The organism is Pseudomonas sp. IT-P44 (genome assembly GCF_949768225.1).
GTDB lineage: Bacteria > Pseudomonadota > Gammaproteobacteria > Pseudomonadales > Pseudomonadaceae > Aquipseudomonas > Aquipseudomonas migulae.
Window position 1 is genome coordinate 1 of record NZ_CATKQM010000079.1, and the last position, 14,971, is coordinate 14,971.

A 14,971-nucleotide genomic window follows, 5' to 3' on the forward strand; every position below is an offset into this window, starting at 1 on the left:
CTGCTTCGCCTTCGCCAGCAAGCCGGCTCCAACAGGTTGAGGTTCATCGAAAGAATCCGTTCGAACCAACAGCTATTACGGCTTGTTGGGGATGCCGTACTTACGCAACCGATGGGCAATCGCGGTGTGGGAGGTTTGCAGGCGGCTGGCCAGTTGCCGCGTCGAGGGGTAGCTGACGTAGAGTTTTTCCAGCAGGGTCTTTTCAAACTCTTCCATCGCCTGTTCCAGGCTGTCGACTTCTGTGTCGCTCTGGCGCGCCACGGAGGTGCCGGCGATGTCGAGGTCGCCGATGTCCACCAGGCTGCTTTCGCAAATCGCCGCGGCGCGAAAGATCACGTTCTGCAGTTGCCGCACGTTGCCCGGCCAGCGGTTGCCCAGCAACGCCGGGTAAGTGCCCGGCGCCAGGCGACACACCGGTCGCTGAATCTGCGCGCAGGCCTGCTGCATGAAATAGCGCGCCAGCAGCAGAATGTCCTGGCCGCGTTCGCGCAGCGGCGGGACTTCGACGTTGAGCACGTTGAGGCGATAGAACAGGTCTTCGCGGAACGAGCCTTCGCTGACCATTTTTTCCAGATCGCGGTGCGTGGCGCTGAGGATCCGCACGTTGACCTTCACTTCACGATCACCGCCCACTCGACGGAAGCTGCCGTCGTTGAGGAAACGCAGCAATTTCGCCTGCAAGTACGGCGACATCTCGCCGATCTCATCGAGAAACACCGTGCCCTGGTTGGCCAATTCCATCAGCCCCGGTTTGCCGCCCCGTTGTGCGCCGGTGAAGGCGCCGGGGGCGTAGCCGAACAGTTCGCTTTCGGCGAGGTTCTCTGGCAATGCCGCGCAGTTCAGTGCCAGGAACGGTGAACTGTGCCGCGCGCTGATGGCGTGACAGGCCCGGGCGACGAGTTCTTTGCCGGTGCCGGTTTCGCCCTGGATCAACAGCGGCGCATCGAGGGCTGCAACCCGCTGCGCGCGGGCCTTGAGCGTACGAATCGCCGGGGATTCGCCGAGCAGCGCATCGAACCCTTCGGCATGGTCGTGGTGCAGCGCCGAGAGGCGTTCGCCGATGCGGTTCGGTTGATACAGCGTCAGCAGGGCGCCGGCGTCGGTGATCGGCGTGGCGTCCAGCAACAAAGTCTGGCCGTTGACGGTGATCTCCCGCAGCGGCAGGCGAAAGCCGTGTTCCAGCAGGGCGTCGAGCAATGCGGGATCGGCAAACAGGTCAGCGACACTTTCACCGGCCGGTTCGCGACCGTACAAGGCAATCAATGCCGGGTTGGCCAGCAGCACCTTGCCGGCGCTGTCCAGGGCCAGTACCGGGTCGGTCATGGCCGCGAGCAGCGCATCGAGTTGCAAGTGCCGACGTTGGCCGGGAAGGATGTCGACCACCGTCATCGCTTGCACGCCGCGCACGCTGAGCAAGGCGTCGTGCAGCTCTTCGAGCACGTCCGGGCTCAGGGTCGGGGCGTCGATGTAGACGTTGGGCGGAACCATTTCCACCGCATCCAGATTGAGATTGCGCCCACCGAGCAGGGCCAGGACTTCCTGGGTAATGCCGACGCGGTCGATGAAGCTGACGTGGATACGCATGGGGCGGTTTTTTTATCTGACGTGCGGAGGGTGGCAAGTATGCCTTGGAGGAGGGGTTCAGGTGAAATCCGCTGATGGGATCGCAACCTGTAGGAGCCGGCTTGCTGGCGATCGCATCGCCTCGGTGCATCTGAAAAACCGAGGTGTTGCCATCGCCAGCAAGCCGGCTCCTACAGGTACAGCGTTCATCCAGGGGAATAGGGTTATTCGAAGTGTTCGATGTTCACCGGGTCGCCGGATTTCATATCCAGCTGCTTGCGGATGTCTTCGAACATCAGGTCGTAATGCTTGTGAACCGAGCCGATCTGGCTGTGGGTCTTCGGAATCCCGTATTTCTCGGCGATTTTCGTTACGTTGTTGGCGAAGTTGTAGGCTTCCTCCTTGCGCAGAAAGAAGGGCTCCTTCACGTCCTTTCCTTGAATACTGCCATGCAGGGTGAACTGAATCCCTTTCTCCCCCTTGGGATTCTTGCTGACTTCATAGTCGAGGTGCACGTTGTAGCTGACATCGTCCGGTGTCAGTGCATGGCGCTCAATGTGCAGATGACCGGGCTCGAACTGTGCCATTGACGGTTCTCCTTATAAATAAGTAATGCCAGGTTTTGCCGTGCTGATGCGGGTGCCGGCCGTGCCCTGGACGATCGCCTCGATGTCCGAGAGTGAACCGATCACCGCGACCTTTCCAGTATGGCGCGCGAACTCGCAGGCTGCCTGAACCTTGGGTCCCATGGAGCCGGCGGCGAAGCCGAGTTTTTCCATTTCGTCCGGGTGCGCCTGGCCGATGGCCTTTTGCGTGGGTTTACCGTAGTCGATGAAGGCCGCGCTGACGTCGGTGGCAATCACCAGCAAATCGCTGTCCAGCTGTTCGGCCAGCAGCGCCGAGCACAGGTCTTTATCGATCACCGCTTCCACGCCTTGCAGCTTGCCATGAGCGCCGTACATGGTCGGAATGCCGCCACCGCCGGCGCAAATCACGATGCTGCCTTTTTCCAGCAGCCACTTGATCGGGCGGATTTCGAAGATGCGTTTCGGTCTCGGGCTGGCCACCACGCGGCGGAATTTGTCGCCGTCCGGGGCAATCGCCCAGCCTTTTTCGGCGGCGAGTTTTTCTGCTTCGGCCTTGGCGTACACCGGGCCGATGGGTTTGGTCGGGTTCTGGAAGGCCGGGTCGTTGGCGTCGACTTCGACCTGGGTCAGGAGCGTGGCGAAGGGCACTTCGAAGTCCAGCAGGTTGCCCAGTTCCTGTTCGATGATGTAGCCGATCATGCCTTCGGTTTCGGCGCCGAGCACGTCCAGCGGGTAAGGCGACACCGAGGTGTAGGCCGCCGCCTGCAACGACAGCAGGCCGACCTGCGGGCCGTTGCCGTGGGCGATGACCAGTTCGTTGCCGGCATGGATCTTGGCGATCTGTTCGGTGGCGATCCGGATGTTGGCGCGTTGGTTGTCCGCGGTCATGGGTTCACCACGGCGGAGCAGGGCGTTACCGCCCAGAGCAACGACGATACGCATGATTCAGTCCTTCTAAACAAAGAAATGGCGAGCGACCCGGAGCGGACCCTTGTAGGAGCCGGCTTGCTGGCGATGGCATCTGCTCGGTCTGTCAGATGCACCGCGGTGATGCCATCGCCAGCAAGCCGGCTCCTACAGGGTTAGCGCAGGAACCGGGTCAGCCGTTACAGGTCAGCCAGGGTCGACACCAGGATCGCCTTGATCGTGTGCATGCGGTTTTCCGCTTGCTCGAAGGCGATGCACGCTGGCGACTCGAACACGTCATCGGTGACCTCGATGCCGTTGGACAGGTGCGGATACTGCTCGGCAATCTGTTTACCGACCTTGGTGTCGCTGTTATGGAACGCCGGCAGACAGTGCATGAACTTGGTGCGCGGGTTGCCGGTGGCTTTCATCAGTTCCGCGTTGACCTGGTAGGGCAACAGTTGCTGGATGCGTTCGGCCCAGGCTTCGACCGGCTCGCCCATCGACACCCAAACGTCGGTGTGGATGAAGTCCACGCCCTTGACCGCTGCTTTCGGGTCTTCGGTCAAGGTGATCCGGGCGCCGCTTTCTTCCGCGTACTTCTTGCAGCGCGAGACCAGATCGTCAAGGGGCCACAGGGCTTTTGGCGCGCAGATGCGCACGTCCATGCCCAGCTTGGCGCCGATCAGCAGCAGCGAGTTGCCCATGTTGTTGCGCGCGTCGCCCAGGTAGGCGTAGCTGATTTCGTGGATCGGCTTGTCCGCGTGTTCACGCATGGTCAGCACGTCGGCGATCATTTGCGTCGGGTGGTACTCGTCGGTCAGCCCGTTGAACACCGGCACGCCGGCGAACTTGGCCAGTTCCTCGACGATTTCCTGCTTGAAGCCACGGTATTCGATAGCGTCGTACATGCGCCCCAGTACTCGGGCGGTGTCCTTCATGCTTTCCTTGTGGCCGATTTGCGAGGAATTCGGGTCGATGTAGGTGACGTTGGCGCCCTGATCATAGGCCGCGACTTCGAAGGCGCAACGGGTGCGGGTCGAGGTTTTTTCGAAGATCAGCGCGATGTTGTTGCCTTTGAGGTGTTGTTGCTCGGTGCCGGTGTACTTCGCGCGTTTGAGGTCACGGGACAGGTCGAGCAGGTAACGCAGCTCACGGGGCGTGTGGTGCTCCAGGCTGAGCAGGTTACGGTTGTGGATGTTGAACGCCATGATGATTCTCCTTGAGTTCGGTAATCGGCCCGGCCGCTACCGGGTCAGTGCGGCCGGGGGGATGGTCGTTTAGTAGTCGATTGGGTCGCGGATGATCGGGCAGGTCATGCAGTGGCCGCCGCCACGCCCGCGTCCCAGTTCACCGGCGCTGATGGTGATGACTTCCACACCGGCCTTGCGCAGCAGGGTGTTGGTGTAGGTGTTGCGGTCATAACCGATGACCACGCCGGGTTCCACGGCCACCACGTTGTTGCCGTCGTCCCACTGCTCGCGTTCGGCGGCGAAGCTGTTGCCGCCGGTTTCCACCACGCGCAACGCTTTGAGGTTCAATGCCTTGGCCACCACGTCGAGGAAGTTGCCTTCTTCGCGACGGATGTCGATGCCCCCTTGTTTGCCTTCATCCGGGCGCAGGGTGAAGCCGACGATCTGGTTCACCACTTCCGGGAAAATCGTCACCAGGTCGCGGTCGCAGAAGCTGAACACGGTGTCCAGGTGCATGGCTGCGCGGGACTTCGGCAGACCGGCGACGATGACTTTTTCGACGGCCTTGTTCTTGAACAGGTTCAGGGCCAACAAGCCGATGGCCTGACGGGATGAGCGTTCGCCCATGCCGATCAACACCACGCCGTTGCCGATCGGCATGACGTCGCCGCCTTCAAGGGTGGAACTGCCGTGTTCCTGGTCCGGATCGCCGTACCAGATTTCGAAGTCGGCGTTGGTGAACTGCGGGTGGAATTTGTAGATGGCGGTGGTCAGCAAGGTTTCCTGACGGCGCGCCGGCCAGTACATCGGGTTCAGCGTCACGCCGCCGTAGATCCAGCACGTGGTGTCGCGGGTGAACTGGGTGTTGGGCAGCGGCGGCAGAATGAAGCTGGAGTGGCCGAGGAAATCGCGGAACATCTGGATGGTCTTGCCGCCGAAACTGTCCGGCAGGTCATCGGCGGAGACGCCGCCAATCAGGAATTCAGCGATCTTGCGCGGCTCCAGGCTGCGCAGCCATGACTTCGTTTCATCGATCAACCCCAAACCGACCGAATTGGCGGTGACCTTGCGTTCCAGAATCCAGTCGAGGGCTTCAGGAATCGCGACGATGTCGGTCAGCAGATTGTGCATTTCCAGCACGTCGACCCCGCGTTCACGCATCTTGGTGACGAAATCGAAATGGTCACGCTTGGCCTGGGCGACCCACAGCACATCATCGAAAAGCAGTTCGTCGCAGTTGTTCGGGGTCAGCCGCTGGTGGGCCAGGCCGGGGGAGCAAACCATGACTTTGCGCAGTTTGCCGGCTTCGGAATGTACGCCGTACTTAACTTTTTCCGTGGTCATTACAGTGATCCTCCAGATGACAAAACAATCGGGTATTACAGGGTCAGGAAGCCGTCATACAGCCCGTAAGCTGCCACCAGGGCGCCCACGATGACGGCTGCAAAAATCAGCTTCTCGACGTTGGTGAAAATCGGTTTGCCGAGTTCTCGCTTGGCCTTGGCGAACAGGATGACCCCGGGCGCATAGAGCAGGGCAGACAACAGCAAGTATTTGGTGCCCCCTGCGTAGACCAGCCAGACCGCGTAGATCACCGCGATGGCACCGATGAGCAAATCCTTCGAGCGTTCGCCCGAGTCGTTTTCATAACTCTCGCCGCGCACCGCCAGCAGCAGTGCATAAGCCGCGGACCACAGATACGGCACCAGAATCATTGAAGTGGCGAGGTAGATCAGCGACAGGTAAGTACTGGCGGAAAACAACGTGATGATCAGGAACAGCTGCACCATCGCGTTGGTCAGCCACAAGGCATTGACCGGCACATGGTTGGCGTTCTCCTTGCGCAGGAATTCCGGCATGGTGTGGTCCTTGGCGGCGGCGAACATGATCTCCGCACACAACAGCACCCATGACAGCAACGCACCGAGCAGGGAAATGATCAGGCCGACGCTGATCAGCACCGCGCCCCAGTGACCGACCACGTGCTCCAGCACCGCGGCCATCGACGGGTTCTGCAGTTTTGCCAGTTCCGGTTGGGTCATGATGCCCAGCGACAGCACGTTCACCAGCACCAGGAACAACAGCACGGTGATGAAGCCGATCACGGTGGCTTTACCGACGTCGCTGCGCTTTTCCGCCCGCGCCGAGAAGATGCTCGCGCCTTCGATGCCGATGAACACCCAGACGGTGACCAGCATCATTTTGCGCACCTGGTTCATCACGCTGCCCAGGTCGGGGTTTTTCACGCCCCAGATGTCAGCGGTGAAGATGTCGAGCTTGAAGGCGAAAATCGCGATCAGCACAAACAGTAGCAGCGGCACGACCTTGGCGACGGTGGTCACCAGGTTGATGAACGCCGCTTCCTTGATCCCGCGCAGCACGAGGAAGTGCACGCCCCAGAGCAGCAGCGACGCACCAATCACAGCGGCAACGGTGTTGCCTTCGCCGAAGATCGGGAAGAAGTAGCCGAGGGTGCTGAACAGCAGGACGAAGTAACCGACGTTACCGAGCCAGGCACTGATCCAGTAACCCCACGCGGAGGAGAAACCCATGTAGTCGCCGAATCCGGCCTTGGCGTAGGCGTAGACCCCGCCGTCCAGGTCAGGTTTGCGATTGGCGAGTGTCTGGAACACGAAGGCGAGTGTCAGCATGCCTACGGCAGTGATGGCCCAACCGATCAGCACCGCGCCGACGTCGGCACTGGCGGCCATGTTCTGGGGCAAAGAAAAGATCCCGCCACCAATCATAGAGCCGACAACCAACGCAACAAGTGCACCGAGTTTCAGTTTTCCGGGGGATTCAGACATTGCATGACTCCAATGCAGGAGAAGAGAGACAACAGAGTAGTTCTGTTAGCAATTCAGTCAGCTGACTTAGATCAGTGCATGGCTACATTCCATTGTTAATGAAAGACTTATGAACCTTTTCCGGGCATAACGGTATTTCCGGAAAAGCCCGGTCCAGAGGCCTCGACTCATACAAAAGGAATAACTCCAATTGCTTGGAACTTTTACGCTAGTTCGTTTTCTGCGTTCCGCAAATTTTTGACGCCGGTTTCAGGTATGGAATCGATTAATTAAGATTGACCCACAAATTCGCTCTTTGCCAAGACGCTAATAGAATCATCCGCTATAAATAACGGACATGACTTGGCGTTTTCTAATAAACGTTATTACGCTGTACCTATTTAGTTAAAACCAACCATGTGACGGTTTCCCGGCCGTGGTCATTCCCCGGTCACATCGGGAAAAATGGAGACGCAGGCATGTCGCAACCGACGCAAAAACTTCGCCTGAGCGCACTGATCGCGCTGGTGGTTGGATCGATGATTGGCGGCGGGATCTTTTCCTTGCCGCAGAACATGGCCGCCCGTGCCGATGCCGGCGCGATATTGATCGGTTGGGCCATCACCGCCGTCGGAATGCTGACGCTGGCCTTCGTATTCCAGACGCTGGCCAATCGCAAACCCGAGCTGGATTCCGGGGTGTACGCCTATGCGAAGGCAGGGTTCGGCGACTACATGGGGTTCTCGTCCGCGTGGGGGTACTGGATCAGCGCGTGGCTGGGCAACGTCGGTTACTTCGTTCTGCTGTTCAGCACCCTCGGGTACTTCTTTCCGGTGTTTGGCCAGGGCAACACGCCCATCGCCATCGGTTGCGCCTCGGTCCTGCTGTGGGCCGTACATTTTCTGGTGCTGCGCGGGATCAAGGAGGCGACGTTCATCAATCAGTTGACCACCGTGGCCAAGATCGTGCCGCTGATCATGTTCATCGTCATCGCCGCCGTGGCGTTCAAGGCTGACATCTTTACCCGTGACATCTGGGGCCGCAGCAACCCGAATTTCGGCGGCGTGATGGATCAGGTGCGCAACATGATGCTGGTCACCGTGTTTGTGTTCATCGGCATCGAGGGCGCCAGTGTGTATTCGGCGCGGGCGGAGAAACGTTCGGATGTCGGCCGGGCGACGGTCATCGGTTTTATTGGCGTGCTGGCGCTGTTGGTGCTGGTGAACGTGTTGTCGCTGGGGATCATGAGCCAGCCGGAACTGGCCAACCTGCAGAACCCGTCACTGGCGGCGGTGCTGGAACACATCGTCGGGCCCTGGGGCGCGTTGTTGATCAGCATTGGCCTGGCGATTTCGCTGCTCGGCGCGTTGCTCTCCTGGGCGCTGCTTTGCGCCGAAATCCTCTTCGCCACGGCCAAGGACAAGACCATGCCGGCCTTCCTGAAAAAGGAAAACGCCAACCATGTGCCGGTCAATGCGCTGTGGCTGACCAACGTGATGATCCAGCTTTTCCTGCTGATCACGCTGTTTTCCGCCGGGACTTACACCAGCCTGATCTACCTCGCGTCGTCGATGATTCTGGTGCCGTATCTGTGGTCGGCAGCGTATGCGGTGTTGTTGAGCGGGCGCGGCGAAACGTACGAGCACGCGTCAGCGGAACGCACCAAAGACTTGCTGATCGGTGGCATCGCGCTGAGTTATGCGGTGTGGCTGTTGTACGCCGGCGGGGTCAAGTATTTGCTGCTGTCGGCGTTGTTGTATGCGCCGGGGGTGATTCTGTTCGCCAAGGCCAAACGTGAGCAGGGTGAGCCGCTGTTTACAGCGATCGAGAAAGGGATTTTTACCGCGGTCATCAGCGGCGCCGGGTTGGCGGCGTACGGTTTGTACAGTGGATTTCTGTCGTTGTGAGGTTGCGGCTGGCCTATCAGCCGCCCTATGACTGGCCGGCGATGTTGGGGTTCTTGTCGGCGCGGGCCGTAGCGGGAATGGAAACGGTGGTTGATGGCGTGTATTCGCGCAGCATCGGCCTGGACGGCGCTCACGGTACGTTTTCGATAAGGCCGGTGGCGGGCGATGCGCTGGAAGTGACGCTGGATTTTCCTGACCCGGCGGCGGTGCCGGAGATCGTTGCGCGGTTGCGACGGATGTTTGATCTGGATGCGGATCTAGCGGCGATTCATCGGTCGCTGGAGGCTGACCCGTTGATGGCGCGGTTGATTGCCGAGCGGCCAGGATTGCGGGTTCCGGGGACGTGGGACGGTCTGGAACTGGCGATTCGTGCGGTGTTGGGGCAGCAGATCAGCGTGGTTGCGGCGATCAGGTTGGCGGGGAAACTGGTGGTGCAATATGGACCGCCTTTGGCGTCGGTTTTGCCCGGTATCACGCAGGTGTTCCCGGTAGCTGATGTATTGGCGCAGGCGGATCTGGCGGCGCTGGGCATGCCGAAAAGCCGGGGCCGGACGTTGTCGGGCGTGGCCCAGGCGTTGCTTGATGATCCGTTATTGTTTGAACCGGGGCGTGAGGGTGGTGTGGCTCGGTTGCTGGCGTTGCACGGGATTGGTGACTGGACGGCGCAGTACATTGCCTTGCGACAATTGCGCGAGATGGATGCGTTTCCGGGGGGGGATGTGGGGTTGATCAATGCGTTGTCGGCGCTTGAGGGGGAGCGGGTGACGGCTCGGGAGTTGTTGACGCGGGCCGAAGATTGGCGACCTTGTCGAGGGTATGCGGCGCAGCTTTTGTGGACATCACTGAGTCGGGCGGACTGAGCTGATCCGGGATTTGTGGTAACTGATCTGACGCCTTCGCGAGCAAGCCCGCTCCCACATTTGATTGATGTCGTGCACATAATTTGTGATCGACGAAAACCCAATGTGGGAGCGGGCTTGCTCGCGAAGAGGCCGGAAAGTCACCCCCACTGCGCGCGATGTGAACCCAATTCGGAGGCCGGTATCGCCCACTGCAACGGCGTCCCGGTGATCTTCAATGGCACATGAAGCCGATGCGCCGGCCCCCAAGGCGTCTGCTCTACCAACAGGCCCTGATCGTTTTCATCCTCTGCCCGCAACGGCTCACTCGTTCCCGCACCCTGTTCAATCAACAACTTCGCCGTCCGCGCCAGCGACAACCGTGCCGACCCACCCCGTCCCAACAACGTGATCGCCGCAGCCGCCATCAAATACCCGGTGGCATGATCCAGCGCCTGCACCGGCAACGGCGTCGGCTTGTCCGTCTTCTTCCATTGCATCCCCGCTTCGGCAATCCCGCTGCTCATCTGCACCAGGCTGTCGAAGCCGCGGCGGTTCTGCCATGGTCCGCTCCAGCCGTAGGCGTTCAGGCAGACGTCGATCAGGCCGGGCGCGAGTGCCTGTCGTTCGGCGACGCCGTAACCCAGCCGTTCCAGGGCATCGGCGCGGTAGCCGTGGAGCAGAATGTCGGCGTCCTTGAGCAGGCTTTCGAACAGGATGCGATCTGCTTTGTCATGCAAGTCCAGGCGTGCGCAGCGTTTGCCCAAGGTGACTTCCGGCACCACACCGGGCTCGTTCCAGGTCGGTGGGTCGATGCGCAAAACGTCGGCGCCGAGGCCGGCAAGAAAGCGACTGGCGACCGGGCCGGCAAGCACGCGGGTCAAATCCAGCACCTTGATTCCGGCCAGTGGTCGTGCCACCGATCCTTGCCACGATGGCGACGATTCAGGGTTGCCGGCGCTGAACTGAATCAGTGGTTCAGAATTCACCGCCAGGCCCTGGGGATGCGCCTGCCATTGCGCCCAACTGCGCATTTCGGCGGCACAGCCACCGGCCTCGACCACGGCGTGTTCCAGATCGGTTTTCGCCCATTGCGCAACCTTGCTCGCTACGGCGGCGCGGTCGGCACAAGCACCGAGCACTTTTTCGGCCGCCGCACGGTGATGAGGCGCGTTGGTGTGCAGGCGGATCCAGCCGTCGCTGGTCGGGTAGTCGCCGGCCACCGGGTCCCAGAGTGGAGGAACGCTCCAGCCGACGGGACGGATCGACGTCGCGAACCAGAAAGAGGCGAGGCGACGGTCGACTTCAAGGCCGGGCAAACGACCGGTGTGCTGATTCAGTAACTCGCTGACCGCCTGGCCGGCAGCGGCAATGCTGGCGCTCGCCAGGTCAGTGACGGCGAACGCCGAGGGCAGGGCGCCCTTCGAGGTGAACGGAATCGGGGTGTGGGGCAAGCCGAGTGCGGCTTGAATGGACGTGAGTAAATCAGTCATCGAAGGCCCTCCGGAACGAGAGGCCGAGCATAGATCAAAAATCTTCCAAGCCGGATGAAATCCCCCTGTAGGAGCGAGGCTTGCCCGCGAAGAACGATGATGCGGTCTACCTGGCAGATCGCGTCATCGTTCGTCGCGGGCAAGCCTCGCTCCTACAGGGGCCGTGGCAGCTACACCCGGAACTGATCCATCAATTTCATCTGGTGGGTGGTCAGGGAGTTGAGCTGGCTGCTGATCTGCGCCGATTCGGTGGCCTGGCCGGTCAGGGTTTCGGTGACGGTGCGGATCGCCGAGACGTTGCGGTTGACCTCTTCAGCCACGGCGCTTTGCTGTTCGGCGGCGCTGGCGATTTGCAGGTTCATGTCGCTGATCACCGTGACCGCGTCGCTGATTTTGCTCAAGGCTTGCACCGCTTGTTGAATCTGCCCGGCGTTGCTGTGCGCCTGGGTCTGGCTCGAATGCATGGTGGCGACCACGCCGCGGGTGCCGGTCTGGATGCGTTCGATGACGATGCGGATCTCTTCCACCGAATCCTGCGTGCGTTTGGCCAGGTTGCGCACTTCATCGGCCACCACCGCAAAACCGCGACCGCTCTCGCCGGCACGGGCGGCTTCGATGGCGGCGTTGAGCGCCAGCAGGTTGGTTTGCTCGGCGATGCTGCGGATGACTTCCAGCACCGAACCGATCTGCTCGCTGTTGACCGCCAGCGCTTCGACTTCGGTCACCGCCTTGCTGACTTCGTCGGCCAGTTGATTGATGTCGCGGGTGCTGCGTTCGATGATCGACATGCCATCGCGAGCCGACTGGTCAGCGCCCTTGGCAGCGTTTGCCGCGTTCGACGCACTGTTGGCGACGTCATGGGCCGTGGCGCTCATTTCATTGGACGCGGTGGCGACCTGGTCGATTTCGCGGAACTGCACCTGCATGCCTTCGCTGGTCTGGCGGGCGATTTCTGAAGACTGGTCGGCGGTGCCACGGGCATCGGTGATGCTCTGTTTGATCTGCGCGATGGTCGGTTGCAGCTTGTCGAGGAAGCGGTTGAACCAACTCACCAGTTCACCCAGTTCGTCCTGCTTACTGTAATGCAGGCGCTGGGTCAGATCGCCGTCGCCGCTGGCAATAGCCTTGAGCATCTCGGCGACGCTGTTGATCGGCCGGGTCACGCCCGACGCGGTGAGCCAGATCAGCAGCAGGCCGACGAGGCCGGCAGCGACCGCCACCAGCACGGCTTTGATCGTGCCGCTTTGCTGGGCATCATCGAGCACCGTTTGCAGCTTCACCGAATCGGCCAGCAGCACTTGCTTGGGCAGGTCGATCACCACCCCCCAGGCTTTGGAATCGCTGATCGGGCTGACCGGGTACACCGCACGAATCAAATCACCTTGTTCGAGGATTTTCGGTGCGCCACCGCTGAGCAATTGCAGGACATCCTTGCCCTCTGCGCCCAGGGTCTCACCGATGCTTTTGCCGACCTTGCTCGCGTCGACGCTGTAAGCGGCGAGCACGCCGCTACCGGAGACAATCAGCATGTGCCCGGCGCTGTTGAACAGATCACGCTGGGAACCGACAGCCGCTGCCTGCAAAGCGTCGAGGGCGATGTCCACACCAACCACGCCGATGGATTTGCCGTCCACCAGCAGCGGTACGGAAATGGTGGTCATCAGCATTTCCTTGCCGCCGACGGTATCGGCGTACGGGTCCAGCAAGCAGGTGCGCCTGTTGTCGCGAGGGCAGGTGTACCAGCTGTTGTAAGGCGTTCCGCTGAGGCTCAAGGTGGTTTTGGTCATGTCGTCTTCGACCATGATCGTGTTGAGCGCGGTACCACCGGCGCGGCTCCAGTAACTGGCGAAACGACCGGCTTCGTTGGACTGGCGAGCGGCGTCATTGGCGAACTCGCTGTCCTTGCCGTCCAGACCGTTGGGTTCGAACGCCAGCCAGATTCCCAACACTTTACTGTTGCGCTCGAAGGCAGTTTTCAGGCTCTGGTTCAACTCTTCACGCAGGGCGCCGGCCTCGAGCGAGCGCTTGGCGGCCAGGGTGCGCATGTCCTTGATCTGGTCCGCCAGGGCGGTCACCACCAGCAGGCTTTCGCCAAAGGTTTTCTGCACCCGCACCGCTTGCTCGGCGGCCTTGGCCTGAAGCAGGTCTTGCACGCTGTCGGTGAGCATTTTGCTGCTGGAGGCGCTGACCAGCTCATCGTTCTGGTTGGTCTGGTAGAAGTTCATGCTGACGATCAGGACGACCACGCCCAGCAGGCATAGACCGGAGAGCAGAACGATTTTCAGGCGGATGGACAGAGAGTCGAACATAGGACGAACTCGCGAAGGGATGAAGTGTTGGCTGCGAGTCGAGGTCGACCCGGTTCGCCAAATCCATTCAGCGCCAATCTCTGCGCATCGGCGTGGGGCGAGGATGCATGAAGGTGACTCCGACGAACGGTCATGGTTGAACGTTTGCGCGGAAAAATGTGCCGAAAAGCGCTTTAAAACGGGGATAAATCGCGGAGTGTGTCAGGTGGTTTGCGGCAGTGATTCCGGTCGTGACCAGATCCACAGATTGCCCAGGCTCATGCCGGCGATGGCGAGGTAAACCGGCCAACCGTGATCGAGCATGACCAGCATCAACCCGGCGCACAGCAGCATGCTCACGGTGGCACTGACCTTGGCTCGACGCGCAACGATTTTGCCGTTGCGCCAGTTGCAGAGGATCGGACCGAACAGCCGATGGTTTTCCAGCCAGGCACTCAGGCGCGGCGAACTCTTGGTCGCGGCCCAGGCGGCGAGCAGGACGAACTCGGTGGTCGGCAGGCCTGGCACGACGATGGCGATCAGGCCGATAGCTAGGCTGATGTAGGCCAAGAGACCGAACAGGAAACGGGCGAGTTTTGAGGAGGCGCGAGTCATAAGATCGATTTATGACCTGTAGGAGCGAGGCTTGCCCGCGAAGAATGCGCCGCGGTTTTTCAGATAGACCGCGTTATCGTTCTTCGCGGGCAAGCCTCGCTCCTACAAGGGCGGGGTTATCAGGCGAGTTCGGGGGTGGTGGCGTAGGCGTGTTCCAGCAACACGGTGAAGCGGTTGAACGCATTAATTGCGCCTCTATCCAGCTCGGCTTCTTCCTGTTCGGTGAGTTCCAGACCGTCCAGCGTCTTGACGAAGCTTTTCCAGCCTTCAGCGCGGCCACCGGCCGGTTCGCCGAGGTGACGGGCACCGAAGGTCTCGCTCAGGCCCAGGCCAACAGCCCGTTTGATCAGGAACGCTGCACCGAGCTTCGAGCCTTCTGACACAAACAACCAACCCAGCGCTTCGGCTTTGCTCGGGGTGTTCACTGCACCCGCGACAGGCGCCGGCACTTCGGTGTCCAGATCGGCCAGGTCAGCCTTGGCCGCCTCGGCACGGCAGCGCGCCGCCAGATCGGGAACGATGGCGATCAGTTCGGCATCGTTGTACAGCGCCACCAGCTCCGACTGGAACAGATACTGCGCCACTACGAAACGGGCGAAATTGGCCTGGGTTTCGAACGGCGCATGGGCTTTGACCAGCGCATCGAGTTTGGTGTGGGGCTCATGGGTGATCTGGTTCAAGCGTTGCGAACGCAAAGCCGGGTGTTGAGCAGTGTCCTGGTTAGTCATGAGAAATCCTTGAAGAAAAGAGGCGCTTGGTAACGAGACGAACAAGAAGACGCCTGACAGTAAAAA

12 protein-coding genes and 1 pseudogene are annotated in these 14,971 nt (G+C 60.7%); 2 read left to right on the forward strand and 11 right to left on the reverse strand.

Annotation, left to right across the window (positions count from 1 at the left end; all coding sequences use genetic code 11):
* Positions 1-75 precede the first annotated feature (75 nt).
* From ACM6IO_RS26735 to arcD (ACM6IO_RS26760), 6 genes are all read right to left on the reverse strand, one after another.
* Positions 76-1,584 (reverse strand): sigma-54-dependent transcriptional regulator, encoded by a 1,509-nt coding sequence (locus ACM6IO_RS26735; RefSeq protein ID WP_008027814.1) that lies wholly within the window; start codon positions 1,582-1,584, stop codon positions 76-78.
* 203 nt (positions 1,585-1,787) lie between these two features.
* A complete protein-coding gene (locus ACM6IO_RS26740; RefSeq protein ID WP_008027817.1) occupies positions 1,788-2,150 on the reverse strand; it encodes a DUF5064 family protein in 363 nt (120 codons plus the stop codon).
* Positions 2,151-2,162: 12 nt separating this feature from the next.
* The gene (gene arcC / locus ACM6IO_RS26745; protein ID WP_008027818.1) at positions 2,163-3,092 is read right to left on the reverse strand and encodes a carbamate kinase; all 930 of its coding nucleotides are present in this window, start codon (positions 3,090-3,092) and stop codon (positions 2,163-2,165) included.
* 164 nt (positions 3,093-3,256) lie between these two features.
* Positions 3,257-4,267 carry an ornithine carbamoyltransferase gene (locus ACM6IO_RS26750; protein ID WP_008027820.1) on the reverse strand — a complete coding sequence of 337 codons (1,011 nt, stop codon included), beginning with the start codon at positions 4,265-4,267 and terminating at the stop codon, positions 3,257-3,259.
* Between the two features lie 69 nt (positions 4,268-4,336).
* Positions 4,337-5,593, reverse strand: coding sequence for an arginine deiminase (gene arcA, locus ACM6IO_RS26755; RefSeq protein WP_008027822.1), 1,257 nt, complete (start codon positions 5,591-5,593; stop codon positions 4,337-4,339).
* A 35-nt stretch (positions 5,594-5,628) separates the two neighbouring features.
* Positions 5,629-7,056, reverse strand: coding sequence for an arginine-ornithine antiporter (gene arcD, locus ACM6IO_RS26760; RefSeq protein WP_008038651.1), 1,428 nt, complete (start codon positions 7,054-7,056; stop codon positions 5,629-5,631).
* A 458-nt stretch (positions 7,057-7,514) separates the two neighbouring features.
* Between arcD (ACM6IO_RS26760) and arcD (ACM6IO_RS26765) the strand changes: the two genes are divergently transcribed.
* Together arcD (ACM6IO_RS26765) and ACM6IO_RS26770 are read left to right on the forward strand one after the other, a co-directional pair.
* Entirely contained in the window at positions 7,515-8,942 is a 1,428-nt protein-coding gene (arcD, locus tag ACM6IO_RS26765) for an arginine-ornithine antiporter (RefSeq protein WP_008027826.1), read from the forward strand.
* Positions 8,939-9,802: a DNA-3-methyladenine glycosylase family protein gene (locus ACM6IO_RS26770; protein WP_414912543.1), complete on the forward strand. Its 864-nt coding sequence runs from the start codon at positions 8,939-8,941 to the stop codon at positions 9,800-9,802. Before arcD (ACM6IO_RS26765) ends, ACM6IO_RS26770 begins: the two co-directional genes overlap by 4 nt.
* Before the next feature lie 140 nt (positions 9,803-9,942).
* Here ACM6IO_RS26770 and ACM6IO_RS26775 read toward each other — a convergent pair whose 3' ends face one another.
* The 5 genes and pseudogenes from ACM6IO_RS26775 to ACM6IO_RS26795 all read right to left on the reverse strand — a co-directional run bounded on the left by ACM6IO_RS26775 (position 9,943) and on the right by ACM6IO_RS26795 (position 14,905).
* On the reverse strand, positions 9,943-11,274 hold the full coding sequence (locus tag ACM6IO_RS26775; protein WP_414912544.1) for a CoA transferase: 1,332 nt from the start codon (positions 11,272-11,274) through the stop codon (positions 9,943-9,945).
* Between the two features lie 170 nt (positions 11,275-11,444).
* Positions 11,445-12,200, reverse strand: coding sequence for a methyl-accepting chemotaxis protein (locus ACM6IO_RS26780; protein ID WP_411738967.1), 756 nt, complete (start codon positions 12,198-12,200; stop codon positions 11,445-11,447).
* Positions 12,201-12,350: 150 nt separating this feature from the next.
* Positions 12,351-13,583, reverse strand: a pseudogene (locus tag ACM6IO_RS26785) (chemotaxis protein); the annotation flags it as partial.
* Between the two features lie 201 nt (positions 13,584-13,784).
* Entirely contained in the window at positions 13,785-14,177 is a 393-nt protein-coding gene (locus tag ACM6IO_RS26790; RefSeq protein WP_253404686.1) for a YbaN family protein, read from the reverse strand.
* Positions 14,178-14,296: 119 nt separating this feature from the next.
* Positions 14,297-14,905 carry a biliverdin-producing heme oxygenase gene (locus ACM6IO_RS26795; protein ID WP_414912545.1) on the reverse strand — a complete coding sequence of 203 codons (609 nt, stop codon included), beginning with the start codon at positions 14,903-14,905 and terminating at the stop codon, positions 14,297-14,299.
* Positions 14,906-14,971: the final 66 nt, after the last annotated feature.

What these genes read in the sequence shown, in the direction of transcription:
- ACM6IO_RS26735 (WP_008027814.1), bottom strand. Translation starts at nt 1,584, where the DNA reads ATGCGTATCCACGTCAGCTTCATCGACCGCGTCGGCATTACCCAGGAA.
- ACM6IO_RS26740 (WP_008027817.1), bottom strand. Translation starts at nt 2,150, where the DNA reads ATGGCACAGTTCGAGCCCGGTCATCTGCACATTGAGCGCCATGCACTG.
- arcC (WP_008027818.1), bottom strand. Translation starts at nt 3,092, where the DNA reads ATGCGTATCGTCGTTGCTCTGGGCGGTAACGCCCTGCTCCGCCGTGGT.
- ACM6IO_RS26750 (WP_008027820.1), bottom strand. Translation starts at nt 4,267, where the DNA reads ATGGCGTTCAACATCCACAACCGTAACCTGCTCAGCCTGGAGCACCAC.
- arcA (WP_008027822.1), bottom strand. Translation starts at nt 5,593, where the DNA reads ATGACCACGGAAAAAGTTAAGTACGGCGTACATTCCGAAGCCGGCAAA.
- arcD (WP_008038651.1), bottom strand. Translation starts at nt 7,056, where the DNA reads ATGTCTGAATCCCCCGGAAAACTGAAACTCGGTGCACTTGTTGCGTTG.
- arcD (WP_008027826.1), top strand. Translation starts at nt 7,515, where the DNA reads ATGTCGCAACCGACGCAAAAACTTCGCCTGAGCGCACTGATCGCGCTG.
- ACM6IO_RS26775 (WP_414912544.1), bottom strand. Translation starts at nt 11,274, where the DNA reads ATGACTGATTTACTCACGTCCATTCAAGCCGCACTCGGCTTGCCCCAC.
- ACM6IO_RS26780 (WP_411738967.1), bottom strand. Translation starts at nt 12,200, where the DNA reads ATGCAGGTGCAGTTCCGCGAAATCGACCAGGTCGCCACCGCGTCCAAT.
- ACM6IO_RS26790 (WP_253404686.1), bottom strand. Translation starts at nt 14,177, where the DNA reads ATGACTCGCGCCTCCTCAAAACTCGCCCGTTTCCTGTTCGGTCTCTTG.
- ACM6IO_RS26795 (WP_414912545.1), bottom strand. Translation starts at nt 14,905, where the DNA reads ATGACTAACCAGGACACTGCTCAACACCCGGCTTTGCGTTCGCAACGC.